Origin of the sequence: Paenibacillus shirakamiensis (genome assembly GCF_017874255.1) — a bacterium.
In the GTDB taxonomy this organism is placed as follows: Bacteria; Bacillota; Bacilli; order Paenibacillales; family Paenibacillaceae; genus Fontibacillus; species Fontibacillus shirakamiensis.
In genome coordinates this window covers 476,246-488,406 of sequence record NZ_JAGGLD010000001.1, presented here as the reverse complement: position 1 = coordinate 488,406, position 12,161 = coordinate 476,246, and the positions used below count along the sequence as shown (strand labels likewise).

General features: G+C 43.1%; 14 protein-coding genes. 3 read left to right on the top strand and 11 right to left on the bottom strand.

Translation table 11 applies throughout. From position 1 onward, the window contains the following. Positions 1-3: 3 nt before the first annotated feature. The 6 genes from J2Z69_RS02215 to J2Z69_RS02190 form a co-directional block, all read right to left on the bottom strand. The gene (locus J2Z69_RS02215; RefSeq protein WP_209858746.1) at positions 4-270 is read right to left on the bottom strand and encodes a YqhV family protein; all 267 of its coding nucleotides are present in this window, start codon (positions 268-270) and stop codon (positions 4-6) included. A gap of 132 nt (positions 271-402) precedes the next feature. Then, positions 403-1,656 carry an aspartate kinase gene (locus J2Z69_RS02210; RefSeq protein WP_209858745.1) on the bottom strand — a complete coding sequence of 418 codons (1,254 nt, stop codon included), beginning with the start codon at positions 1,654-1,656 and terminating at the stop codon, positions 403-405. A 189-nt stretch (positions 1,657-1,845) separates the two neighbouring features. Beyond that, positions 1,846-2,403, bottom strand: a complete 558-nt coding sequence (gene efp, locus J2Z69_RS02205; RefSeq protein WP_209858744.1) for an elongation factor P — start codon at positions 2,401-2,403, stop codon at positions 1,846-1,848. Between the two features lie 48 nt (positions 2,404-2,451). Beyond that, positions 2,452-3,525, bottom strand: coding sequence for a M24 family metallopeptidase (locus J2Z69_RS02200; protein ID WP_209858743.1), 1,074 nt, complete (start codon positions 3,523-3,525; stop codon positions 2,452-2,454). Between the two features lie 13 nt (positions 3,526-3,538). Beyond that, the gene (gene aroQ / locus J2Z69_RS02195; protein WP_209858742.1) at positions 3,539-3,982 is read right to left on the bottom strand and encodes a type II 3-dehydroquinate dehydratase; all 444 of its coding nucleotides are present in this window, start codon (positions 3,980-3,982) and stop codon (positions 3,539-3,541) included. A gap of 77 nt (positions 3,983-4,059) precedes the next feature. Further along, positions 4,060-4,551: a YqhR family membrane protein gene (locus J2Z69_RS02190; RefSeq protein WP_209858741.1), complete on the bottom strand. Its 492-nt coding sequence runs from the start codon at positions 4,549-4,551 to the stop codon at positions 4,060-4,062. 201 nt (positions 4,552-4,752) lie between these two features. Between J2Z69_RS02190 and J2Z69_RS02185 the strand changes: the two genes are divergently transcribed. Beyond that, positions 4,753-5,748 carry a DUF1385 domain-containing protein gene (locus tag J2Z69_RS02185; RefSeq protein ID WP_209858739.1) on the top strand — a complete coding sequence of 332 codons (996 nt, stop codon included), beginning with the start codon at positions 4,753-4,755 and terminating at the stop codon, positions 5,746-5,748. Between the two features lie 9 nt (positions 5,749-5,757). Continuing rightward, positions 5,758-6,081: a hypothetical protein gene (locus J2Z69_RS02180; RefSeq protein ID WP_209858737.1), complete on the top strand. Its 324-nt coding sequence runs from the start codon at positions 5,758-5,760 to the stop codon at positions 6,079-6,081. Between the two features lie 7 nt (positions 6,082-6,088). Here the strand turns inward: J2Z69_RS02180 and J2Z69_RS02175 are convergent, their stop codons facing one another. The 3 genes from J2Z69_RS02175 to mntR form a co-directional block, all read right to left on the bottom strand. Beyond that, positions 6,089-7,054, bottom strand: coding sequence for a patatin-like phospholipase family protein (locus J2Z69_RS02175; protein ID WP_209860439.1), 966 nt, complete (start codon positions 7,052-7,054; stop codon positions 6,089-6,091). Positions 7,055-7,205: 151 nt separating this feature from the next. Continuing rightward, entirely contained in the window at positions 7,206-8,816 is a 1,611-nt protein-coding gene (locus tag J2Z69_RS02170; RefSeq protein ID WP_209858735.1) for a family 10 glycosylhydrolase, read from the bottom strand. Positions 8,817-8,880: 64 nt separating this feature from the next. Beyond that, entirely contained in the window at positions 8,881-9,309 is a 429-nt protein-coding gene (gene mntR / locus J2Z69_RS02165) for a transcriptional regulator MntR (protein ID WP_209860437.1), read from the bottom strand. 205 nt (positions 9,310-9,514) lie between these two features. Between mntR and splB the strand changes: the two genes are divergently transcribed. Then, complete coding sequence (gene splB / locus J2Z69_RS02160) at positions 9,515-10,579, top strand: spore photoproduct lyase (RefSeq protein WP_209860436.1); 1,065 nt, start codon at positions 9,515-9,517, stop codon at positions 10,577-10,579. Between the two features lie 19 nt (positions 10,580-10,598). Here splB and J2Z69_RS02155 read toward each other — a convergent pair whose 3' ends face one another. Together J2Z69_RS02155 and J2Z69_RS02150 are read right to left on the bottom strand one after the other, a co-directional pair. Next, complete coding sequence (locus J2Z69_RS02155) at positions 10,599-11,312, bottom strand: cytochrome c biogenesis CcdA family protein (RefSeq protein WP_209858733.1); 714 nt, start codon at positions 11,310-11,312, stop codon at positions 10,599-10,601. A gap of 41 nt (positions 11,313-11,353) precedes the next feature. Beyond that, positions 11,354-12,157: a metal ABC transporter permease gene (locus tag J2Z69_RS02150; protein ID WP_209858731.1), complete on the bottom strand. Its 804-nt coding sequence runs from the start codon at positions 12,155-12,157 to the stop codon at positions 11,354-11,356. Positions 12,158-12,161 lie beyond the last annotated feature (4 nt).

Below are 12,161 nucleotides of genomic sequence, written 5' to 3'. Positions count from 1 at the left end.
CTATCATTTTTTTAAAATTCCAATTAAGAGACAAATCACACCAAAGCCCACCCATATTATCTTGCCCCAAGACAACTTATCTGCCATTCCTGCGAGTCCTATTGCTGTTGTAATAATAAGAATGGTAGGGCCGACAAAGGCGAGTGCTGAATTAATAGCCAGCGCCTTATCCACTCTGCCTAGCTTGAGCATTAGAATGGCAGCCAAGATCTCTATCGTTCCTGATCCGAAACGCATGGCGGCCATACTGGTTACAAATTTATCAAGCATGCGAACCTCCTTGAGGTAGATTTATACTCTATCAATATGCAAGCCCGTCCTATTTTAGAAAATAAAAAAGAAGATCCGCTCTAAGAGCGAATCTTCCTATTTGGAATCATCATTAATATTTGGATTATAGCTTTATCTGCGATCTTGTGGTCCACCTACAAAGGCCTGTTCCTGCGTGTCTAAATTGTAAGCTGTATGTAGCGCAGCCACCACTTCTTGAAGTTTGTTGTTATCAATGACGCATGAAACTTTAATCTCAGACGTACTAACCATTTTTATATTTACACCTTGCTGAGAGATCACTTCGAACATTTGTGCAGCAACCCCTGGATGACTAACCATCCCTGCACCAACAATAGAAATTTTGACTAGATTGTCTTCAAAGTTCACTTCAGAAAACGGAAGATCTTCACGAATCCCTTCAATCACTTGAATGGCTCTCTCCCGATCTGTCAGAGCAACTGTGAAGGAAAAATCAGCTTTACCATCCGTAACGCCACTTTGCACAATAATATCTACGTCAATTTGTGCCTTAGCCAAAGAACCGAATACTTTTGCGAGTACACCCGGAATATGAGACACTCCAAGAATACTAATGCGTGCCACATTTTTATCAAAAGCAATACCGCTTACGACCACACCTTGTTCCATGTTAGCTTCCTCCTTCACCACTGTTCCTTCGTTATAGTTAAAGCTAGAGCGAACGACGAGACGGACTTGATGATGCTTCGCGTACTCTACTGCTCGTGGATGAAGAACGGCTGCACCCAAGTTAGCAAGCTCCAGCATTTCATCATAAGAAATCTCTTGAAGCTTCCTAGCAACCTTCACGACCCGCGGATCGGTAGAATAGATTCCGTCTACATCTGTATAGATCTCACATACATCTGCTTCAATAGCCGCTGCTAATGCTACCGCTGTCGTATCCGAACCTCCGCGACCAAACGTAGTGATTTCGAAATCCTCCGTCATCCCCTGGAACCCTGCAACCACTACGATATGACCTTCATCTAGAGCTTTCTTCACTTTATCAGGTCGAATATCTGTAATTCTCGCTTTACCAAATACCGATTCCGTCCGAAATCCTGCCTGCCATCCTGTATAGGAGACTGCCTTTCGTCCAATCGCGTGAAGTGCAATCGACAGCATTGCAATCGAAATTTGCTCCCCGTTCGTCATCAGCATATCCAATTCCCGAGTAGGCGGTTCTTCATTTAGCAGTCTTGCTTGATCGATAAGATCATCTGTAGTATCGCCCATGGCTGACACGACCACTACACATTGATGGCCTTCATCCTGCTTTTCGGCAATGCGTTTGGCCACGCGCTTCATTCGCTCTGTATCTCCCACTGAGCTGCCACCGAACTTCATAACGTATAAAGCCACAACCAATCACTCCCTATTCTCATGAAAATCCTCTAGATTTATGATCCAAGCAGTTCCAGTCAGTAACGCTTTAATTCAGTATAATACGAAAGTCCTGAGCAGAGTCAATCTTTTTGCCCATTTTCATAAAAATTCCCCCAGCCCTTAAAGGGTTGGAGGAAGGGGGTAAATTCAAGAGCTACTATGGATTTAAGCGCGGGAAGAATATTTACCTTCACGTGTATCGATAAGCAATACGTCGCCTTCATTAATGAATAAAGGAACTTGAACATTCAGGCCTGTCTCAACCTTAGCATTCTTCGTCGCACCTTGTGCCGTATTTCCTTTAACACTAGGCTCGGTTTCGATAACCTTAAGTTCAACGCTTGTTGGTAAGTTGATCCCAAGAATTTCACCTTGGTAGCTTACAATTTTAACGTTCATGTTCTCTTTAAGGAAGTTCAGTTCCCATTTCAATTGATCCGCATCCAAAGAAAATTGGTCATACGTCTCATTATCCATAAAGGTATGTTCTTGACCACTTGCATAGAGGTACTGAACATCACGGTTTTCAATTTGAGCACGGCCAATCGTCTCGCCCGCACGGAAAGTTTTCTCCACCGTGTTACCGTTACGAAGATTTTTTAGTTTGGAGCGTACAAATGCTGCACCTTTACCGGGTTTAACGTGTTGAAAATCGATAACGGTATAGATGTCACCGTCTACTTCTACTGTAAGGCCTGTTTTAAAATCGTTCACTGAAATCACAGAGTATCCTCCTCAAATTCGTTCAACAATAAAATAAAAACTTTGAACTTATGATATAACAATAAAATCTTTTGTCGATTCCGTCAAACGCCGGATTCCATTCTCAGTAATGACAAGGTCATCTTCTATACGTACGCCGCCAAAACCAGGGATGTAAATGCCCGGTTCAACGGTAACAACCATACCCGGTTGAAGGATCGTATCACTGAGCTGAGAAAGACGCGGGGATTCATGAACCTCCATACCAAGCCCATGTCCTGTACTATGTCCGAACTGTTCACCATAGCCGTGACGCTTAATAATGTCTCTTGCTAAGGAATCCGCTTCTCTTCCGGTCATACCAGGACGAAGGTGGTCTAAGGTATGCATCTGAGCTTCAAGTACAATATTATATATTTCGCGGTGCTTATCTGTTGGCGTGCCTAAGACCACGGTACGGGTAATATCGGAGCAATATCCTTGATACAGTGCGCCGAAATCCATTTTGACAAATTCATTTTGACCTAATACCCGTTCACTTGCAACCCCATGCGGGAGGGCGGAACGTTCGCCGGAAGCTACAATCGTATCAAAAGAAGAGGAAGTTGCCCCATTCTTACGCATATAAAATTCCATCTCAAGTGCCATATCAAGTTCTGTGACACCAGGCTTCAATACATCCAGCATATGCATGAATGTTCGGTCTGCAAGCTCAGCAGCCTGCTTCATAATGTGCAGTTCTTCCTCATCTTTGAAGACCCGGAGCAGTTCAACTAGACCCGTAACAGGCTCAAGCTTAACCGGAGCTAGTTCATCAGCATAGTGCCGAAAAGCTGAATATACGACGTGATCTTGCTCAAAACCAAGCTGTGTAATGCATTGGGATACAAGCAACTCCTTAAGCGTCTCCACTACGGAAGATCCATGTTCCACAACTTCAAATCCAACCGCTTGCTGCGGGGCTTGAATCATATAGCGAAAGTCTGTTAAAAGATAGGCCTTGTCTTGAGTGATTAGCACATAGCCTGCCGAACCTGTAAAACCAGAGATATAACGACGATTAACCTCACTAGTAATCCATAGGGCTTCGATATTTCTCTTCTGTAACGATTCTCTTAATTTCAATACTCGTTTGTTAGTCATTGAGTTAACTCCCTTATCTGCTTGAATTCAGGTAACGATGCAGTGCCAGTAAGCCAAGCTCATAACTATAGTCACCAAATCCAGCAATTTGACCTACACTAATTGGAGCGGTAACGGAAGTATGTCTGAACTCTTCTCTCGCATGGATATTGGACATATGCACCTCAACTACAGGCAAATTCACGGTCGTTAGCGCATCACGCAGAGCATAGCTATAATGCGTTAGTGCACCTGGGTTAATCAAGATTCCATCCGCTTGTCCAAGCGCAGCATGAATTCGATCTATTAATGCACCCTCATGATTGGATTGGAAAAAAGAGACGTCCATGCCTAGTTGCTCCGCTAGCTTCTTCAGTTGGTCCTCGATATCACTGAGACTAAGGGAACCATACATTCCAGGTTCACGAATGCCAAGCATATTGAGATTCGGGCCATTTATGACCAGCACATGACTCATCTTCATCCATCCTTCCTGTAAATTAACCAAAAGTTATTTTATCATAGGATGGATATTTTTGAGAAGCTTTTTCCCCCTTACCTGAATACCTTCTTCGGCTCTCTAGCCCGTTCTTCCGTATATTCGACAGCGATGGTGTAACCAATGAACAGCCCCCATAACATAAAGATACAAAATTCACTAATGATCGTATCCCATCCCGCCTGACGAAGAGGAGGCACCATTTTGTACATAGGGCCTATGAAGAAAATGATGACCCACCACAGAATCCCATAAGCTAGACCAGGCCACGGTCCTTTCATTTTACGCAAAGTAAAGATGTATATATATGTAGCTACTAGAGAGAACACTGTAAAAAAGAGCCAGCCCATATAATATCCCGGTTGAGTCTTCAGATAAGTCGTCTTAAAAAAAGGTTCTGCAAGAAAGCCGGGAAGTACGGATGTGAATCTCAGGAAGTAGAAAAAACCATGAAATCCACCCCAAATTAAGCCCGCAAATAGGCCAAGTTCAAGGGCAAACCACCAAGGATTTGTTACTTGACTTGCTTGTGTCTTCTGCTGTGTCATCGTATTTGTTCCTACCTTTCTTGAACAAGCTCGTGCGCTTCGTTTTGCCAGTTCGCATGAAAGTAGTATGTACATTTCGAAAAAGGTTAAACAAACTAGAATTTCATCATAAAGTCCGTTACAATAGACCATACACACGGATGATCTTCGCCTCTATGCGACAGATCCCTCCCCATTATGTAAAGTAGGAAGGTGAAACGGTTGGCAGATCAATCTAAACCCGCGATATATGGCGGTCAAGCCGTAATTGAGGGTGTTATGTTTGGCGGCAAGCATGTGAATGTAACGGCTGTCCGTCGCAAGAATGGAGACATCACATTTTTAGAAGTGCCGAAGAAAGATAAGAATTGGGTTATGAAGATTCGTCGCATCCCTTTGATCCGAGGCCTTGTGAGCATCATAGATTCGAGCGCAAAAGGCTCAAAACATTTAAATTATTCTGCGGAAGCGCTTGCTGATGATGAGACAGCTCCTGAAGAGCGTGCACAGCAGAAGGAAAAAGAAGAATCTCGCTGGTCTTTAGGCATGGTCCTCGGTGTTGCCGTGATGGGGATTCTATCATTTTTATTCGGTAAAATTGTACTCACGCTCCTTCCAGCTATTATTGAGGATTTTCTTTTTCACAATGCATTCAGTAGTAAGCCCTTGCATACCTTGCTGGAAGGGGTCATTAAGATCCTATTCCTAGTCATTTATCTATGGGCTATCTCCCAGACACCGATGATTAAAAGACTGTTCCAATATCATGGCGCTGAGCATAAAGTGATTAGTGCATTTGAAGCCGGAGAAGAACTCACTGTAAAAAATGTCCAGAAATACAGCCGGCTCCATTACCGCTGTGGTAGTAGCTTCATCGTGCTTACGGTGATTGTTGGGGTCATTATTTATTCCTTCTTCAGCTGGGATAGCTTATGGGAACGGATCTATATTCGTCTCCTGCTTCTCCCTCTTGTCATCGGTGTATCCTTTGAATTACTCAAGATTACGAACTCCATGCGCGATATTCCGATCCTTCGTTACCTTGGATATCCTGGGCTTTGGCTTCAACTCCTCACCACCAAAGAACCTCATGATGATCAAGTCGAAGTATCGATTGCTTCCTTTAACCGGATGCGGGAAATGGACATGCTGCTTGGACAACAATTAGTAACGGATCATAAGCTTGGAGGCACCTATCTAGATCCTGTGAAAGGATGATGAAACCCCATGATCAAAGATTCTGTTATCTTTTGGACCGCCATCGTTCTTGCTATAGTTGGCGCCGTAGATACTCTTATTAACGGGTATTGGCTAAATTGGTTTATTCCCGTAGCGATCATCGCTGCAGTGTTCCTTTTGTATAAATTCGGTCCTGGGCAAGCACGTAGTTCCCAACCCAAAATCAAGCCTTCTGCTCGTACGATGGCCAAAACAGGAAAGGCAGCGCCTCAGCGCCGCCCCGATGCTACTAAACGTAGAAATTACCCTTTTCAGGTTATAGAAGGTCAAAAAGGGAAGAACAGTGATCCAGATCAACCTAAATATCATTAAGTTATCATTAGAAAGCCTGCTGAAAGTACTTTATGAATTCTTCTTCATAGCGCTGGGAACTCCAGTCGCTGAAGAACTTGGTTCCTGCACGGAGCCCGGATTCATAGAGCAGCAGGCTTTCTTCATGTGTAATATTAAATTCAGTAGGACTTACGCCAAGAATAGGGACCTTAATTGTTCGATATCGATTCTCTTGTTCAATATATCTTTCGTCATGTGCCGACAACATCGTCTCGACCAAGGCTTGCAGCATAGAGAATGGGCCTTTTATATTGTGAGGCTGATTACTATTCTTCCCTACCATCTGAAAACCCACTGTCGGAATTAAACCTCCATCCGTTCGTGTCCCCTCTTGGTCAAATAACCATAGTGGAAGATTGCTCAGTAGCGCCCCATCCACAATATGATCAAATTGTTCTGCAAAAGGCCTACCTACGACCATCTTAGGAGGTAAACGCAAGAGCACTGGATCAAAAAAGTAGGGAATACTACAACTCATCCTTACGGCATGAGCTACATCGAAATCGGCAGACTTAATCCCCAGTTTGTCCAAATCATCCGGTAACACCAAAATTTTGCCGCTTGTGATATCCGATGCGATAATTGTGAGCTTACCACTCGGTAAATCTTTGAAAGTCTGAATACCCTTTGTTTTAAGTACACCCCGTAGCCAGTCTTCCAATGCCTCCCCAGAATATAGACCTTTCTTCAATAAAATTCGTAGAGCAGGACCAATTAAAGAAATATTGAAAATCGACGCCCTTTTTAGAAATTTGGTGAACGAGGTATCCATGATAATATTTTTCATCTCTTGCGCGTTGTATCCAGCAGCAATCAAAGAGGCCACTATAGACCCTGAAGATGTACCTGCTACACGTTCGAACTGAACTGCATGCTGTTCAGCCGCTTGTACGGCTCCAACCAAGGAAATACCGCGTACCCCACCTCCTTGGAATACACCGTTGATCCGCAACATAACGAACAACCCCTATCCTCGTTATAAGTGTGACCATCCGTTTCTGATGAATAATGAACTTCCAATTGTCGAAGTTCCATCAGTATAGTCTACTGCTTATGTATGAGAATAGGGGCTGAGGTATGACTTTTGAACAACCTATTTTCCGCTAATTTGTAGAGAAATAATTTTGGAGTAAGGGCAATAATCCTAGCGGATTTTTCAGTATATCTTTAGCACTATAAAATATGCTGCCTTTTACTTCGGGATACGTCGCATTCAGCTTCAGTTGATTAATAATTTCTTGAGCAGACTGCCACCCTATTTCAGGGGTACCAATCTTATAAGGGGCCTGACCTATATACAGCTTCACAGGAGTGCCGCGAACTTCTTTAGCCCACCAATCTACTAGCTTGTCATATCTTGCCACATTAAAAGTCATACTCCAGTAAATTTGAGGAGCTACATAATCAATCCAACCTTGATTGATCCAAGTACGGACATCAGCGTACATACTATCATACGTAGTAACGCCTGCCTTTGTATCGGAACCTGTGAGATCTTTGGATTGGTTACGCCATACACCAAAAGGCGCATAACCGTAACTTACTGAAGGTTTGGCGGTATGAATCGATTGTCCTAACTGCTTCACAAATTCATTAATATTATAGCGGCGCCAATCGCCTTTATCTTTGATTTGCAAAGGATTAAAGGTTGCGAAAGTTACGCTATCGTCGAACTTGTCTGAAGAACTCTCACCTGAAGGATAGAAGTAATCGTCCAAATGTACTCCATCAATATCATAGTTCTGCACCACTTCCATGATTGCATCTATAATTTGCTGTCTTGCCTCAGGAATACCAGGGTTAATATAAGGCTTCCCGCCCTGCTTTACAATCCAGTCTGGATGCTGTGCAGCTGTGCTCGATGCAGGCAGCTTAGAAGTATCGGAACTCACGCTTGCACGGAATGGATTGAACCAAGCATGAAACTCCATACCGCGGCGATGGGTTTCTTGAATCATAAATGCTAATGGATCATACCCCGGATCTTTTCCCGGTGTACCGGTCAAATATTGTGACCAAGGTACAAGCTTGGAGGGATATAGAGCATCCGCAGCAGGACGTACTTGCACAAACACGGTGTTAATCCCCACGTTCTGCAGCTTATCTAATAAATCGACGTATTCTTGTTTTTGTTTGGACTCTTTACCATAGGACGAGGTACTAGGCCAGTCCAAGTTGTACACCGTGGAAATCCAAGCTCCTCTTAATTGATTCGAAGGTTTGGGTACGGGCGTTGGATCTATAGTGGGCTCTGTTGTTCCTCCATCGTTCCCGGGCGACCGAGGGGTAGTTAGGCTTACTAACTGTTTGGAAGCGTTCCAATCTACTGCAAGACCTAATTGTTCTCCAATGAATCTAAGCGGCACCATCGTGCGACCCTTTAATGTAAATACAGAAGCATCGAGTTTGACCGCATTCCCATTCACCTGCGCAATTTTGGTCCCCATCTTCAATCTTAGTTCATCTCCAGACTTCACAATGACTGCGGTCTGGCTGGATGGCAGCCATTCAACCTGTGCACCTAGGCCCTGACTAATCACACGTAAGGGCACCATAGTAAATCCTGATTTAGTTAAAGGTGCCACATCACTTTGCAGGACTTGCCCATCAAGTTGAAGGGTGATGCTTGCTGGCTTAGCCAACACATAGGACGACCATGTAGAGAGACCGAGCACCGACAGTAGCAACAGCATCATCAATCTTCTTAACTTCATAATCCTTTACATCCTCCTAGCTGAAATAGAATAGGCACCCGCCTAGTTAATAAGGACAGATGCCTCACTTTGAATTGCTGGTTAATCCCTCATGTACTTCATTAAGATGCTGAACTCTAAGTCCATCTTGCTTGAAATATTCGACTAATGTCTCAATTCGGGTGATGGAATCCCAACTTAAATGATGTTCAATACCTTCTACATCTTTGTAAATATTCTCCTCTTGCACCCCAATAAGAGTCAGAAATTCTTCCAGCAGCTGGTGCCGATCGACTAATTTTTTGCCCACCTTTTTGCCTTTGCTAGTCAATATCAATCCACGATATTTCTCATAGATTAAATATTCGTCTTTGTCCAACTTTTGAATCATCTTGGTCACAGAGGAAGGATGAACCTCCAAACCTTCGGCGATATCCGAAACGCGGGCATACCCCTTTTCATCAATCAATTTGTAAATACGTTCCAAATAATCCTCCATACTGGGGGTTGGCATGTAATCCCTCTCTTCTTCAATATCAGCCGCAATCACCTGCTCTGATAACTTCCTGCTCTTGTAATGATACATGTTCGCAACTGGACTTGGCAAGTCTTGGCGCTTTTCGCTGCCTCTATCCATCATTTAATTACCATGGTTGCTAGAACGCAAACTCAGGCACAATAACCTTAGTTCGATCAGATTGGAGGGAATATCAGTGTCCATGAAACTTGGGGAACCCCCAGTGAAAACTTTGAGGCGTACTAAGCCATTTATTCCTGATTTCGTATATTTTGAACCGGCAGCTTTAGACTATCCCAGAGGCCAAAAAATTATGGATTGGGTTGTATCAAAAAATCTTCCTTACAAAATGACTTCTTCCCATAACCGAATCACGGGTCTACCGGGAGATAATGAGTTGCAGCAATACAAAAATGCCAAACGAACTTTAGTGGTTGGAGTTAGAAAAACATTGAAATTTGAACAATCCAAGCCTTCTGCAGAATATGCCATTCCTATTTCTACAGGGTGCATGGGTCATTGTCATTACTGTTATTTACAGACGACATTAGGGGCTAAACCCTATATTCGTGTATACGTTAATACCGAAGATATTTTAGGGGCAGCCAAACAATACATTGAGGAGCGCAAACCTGAACTCACGCGATTTGAAGCTGCCTGTACTTCAGATCCTGTCGGAATTGAGCATATCACGGGGTCTTTGACCGATCTGATAAATTTTATGGCTAAAGAAGAATATGGCAGACTTCGGTTCGTCACCAAATTTCATCATGTAGATCCATTTCTTAAGCTCAATCATAACGGGCACACCCGAATTCGCTTCAGTATTAACTCCGATTATGTAATTCGTCAGTTTGAACCTGCCACCTCTCGTTTTGAAGAAAGAATTGAAGCCGCTGGTAAAGTTGCGAAGGCTGGTTACCCGCTAGGCTTCATCATTGCTCCTATCATCTGGTACGATGGCTGGGAAGAAGGATACGCCGATCTGTTACAACGATTATCTATAGCTATGCCCAAAGAACCCGTCAAAGATTTAACTTTTGAACTTATTCAACATCGATTCACGAAGACGGCGAAAGCGACCATTGAAAAAAGATATCCGAAGACCAAACTTGAGATGGATATTGAAAAACGCAAAAAAAAATGGGGGATGTATGGACAAAATAAATACGTCTATCCCGATGAACAACAAAACGCCCTGCGCGAATTCATCACAGAGCGAATTTTTGAACATTTTCCATATGCACGGATTGATTATTTCACTTAATATTCTATTTTCAAGAATTTTAAAACTTTAACCATTCCGGGGTAACCTGCTGTAGCCAAATCGTAATGTAAGTCATGCGATTTGTGAACAGCAGCACCCCCATTAATAGCATCAAGCTCCCTCCGACCTTCATAAGAAGATTGGAATATTTCAGTATCCATTTCGTTGAACCAATGAAGAAAGCCAGTACAAAAAAAGGAATGGCAAATCCAAGACTATACGCCGTGATAAGTGGTAGCCAAGAGTCTGGTGAGCTCGCAGCCAATGCAATGATTGCGCCAAGAATAGGTCCAACACAAGGAGACCAACCCGCAGAGAATCCAATACCAAAAATAAATGAACCTATGTAACCCGCTGGTTTGAATTTGAGGTCCATCTTCCGCTCTTTCATCATGAATTTCGGTTGGAATATTCCCGTAAGCACAAGTCCCATAACAATGATCAAAATGGCAGATAACTGACGAATCAAATCCCGATTACTATTGAAAAAGTGACCGAATAACCCCGCTCCAAATCCCAGCGTATAGAATACAACTGAAAATCCTAATATGAACGCCAACGTATGGGTCATAGTCTTAAAACGAACTTGAGATTGATCCTGCTCGTTGCGAATCGTCTGAACGGACATCCCGGTTATATAAGACAAGTAAGATGGATAAAGCGGCAAACAACACGGAGAAATAAAGGACCCCACCCCTGCTGCAAAAGATACCCATACATTAATAGTGGACATATGTACCTCCTGTGGTAAATGCCCGCTCAACTTATAAGGACTTAAGTAGAAAACCCTTTTTTGCCAAGCAGCGTGACGATTAAAATCGTAATTAATAACAAAACTATTGTTGCTCCTGGTGCAAGATTATATATTCCTGCAATCATAAGTCCTGCCACCACAGCAATTTCAGCGATGATGACCGAGAAAACCACGGAACTTTTGAAACTTCTGGCGATGAATAGACTGCATGCCGCTGGAATTGTCAAAAGAGCTGACACTAATAGAGCACCTACAATTTTGATTGCAGTACTTACGACAAGTGCTGTCATGACGGTAATGAGCAAATTCAACCATTTTACGGGCAGTCCACTGACGGATGCCGCGTCTTCTTCGAACGTAAGAAGGAAAAATTCTTTGAAGAATAATCCAATAGCAGCAACAACAAACACGGTAACGATACCCACTACATATAAATCTATCGTATCTAGCGTATAAATACTACCAAACAAATAACTGACAACATCGGTATTATACCCCATCCCCAGTGTGAAGAATAGAGAGGCCAGAGCTACTCCTCCCGACATAATAATGGCAATAGAAAGCTCCGCATATCCTTTATAAGCCTTACGTAGTTTCTCTATCGCAAACGATGCAACAATAGCGAACACAAGTCCAACTGCAATGGGATACACCTCTATTAAAAAACCTAGCGCTACCCCAGCTATCGTCACATGCGCCAACGTATCTCCAATCATAGATAATCTGCGTAATACAAGAAATATTCCAATGAGCGGAGCCGTGAGCCCAATGAGAAGTCCACCTGCTAATGCTCTTTGAAAAAAATCGGCTGTTAATATTTCCAAGGTT

Excerpts from the sequence above, each read along its gene's own strand:
- splB (WP_209860436.1), top strand. The coding sequence starts at position 9,515 with ATGAAACTTGGGGAACCCCCAGTGAAAACTTTGAGGCGTACTAAGCCA.
- J2Z69_RS02170 (WP_209858735.1), bottom strand. The coding sequence starts at position 8,816 with ATGAAGTTAAGAAGATTGATGATGCTGTTGCTACTGTCGGTGCTCGGT.
- mntR (WP_209860437.1), bottom strand. The coding sequence starts at position 9,309 with ATGCCAACCCCCAGTATGGAGGATTATTTGGAACGTATTTACAAATTG.
- J2Z69_RS02180 (WP_209858737.1), top strand. The coding sequence starts at position 5,758 with ATGATCAAAGATTCTGTTATCTTTTGGACCGCCATCGTTCTTGCTATA.
- J2Z69_RS02155 (WP_209858733.1), bottom strand. The coding sequence starts at position 11,312 with ATGTCCACTATTAATGTATGGGTATCTTTTGCAGCAGGGGTGGGGTCC.
- J2Z69_RS02200 (WP_209858743.1), bottom strand. The coding sequence starts at position 3,525 with ATGACTAACAAACGAGTATTGAAATTAAGAGAATCGTTACAGAAGAGA.
- J2Z69_RS02215 (WP_209858746.1), bottom strand. The coding sequence starts at position 270 with ATGCTTGATAAATTTGTAACCAGTATGGCCGCCATGCGTTTCGGATCA.
- aroQ (WP_209858742.1), bottom strand. The coding sequence starts at position 3,982 with ATGAGTCATGTGCTGGTCATAAATGGCCCGAATCTCAATATGCTTGGC.
- J2Z69_RS02190 (WP_209858741.1), bottom strand. The coding sequence starts at position 4,551 with ATGACACAGCAGAAGACACAAGCAAGTCAAGTAACAAATCCTTGGTGG.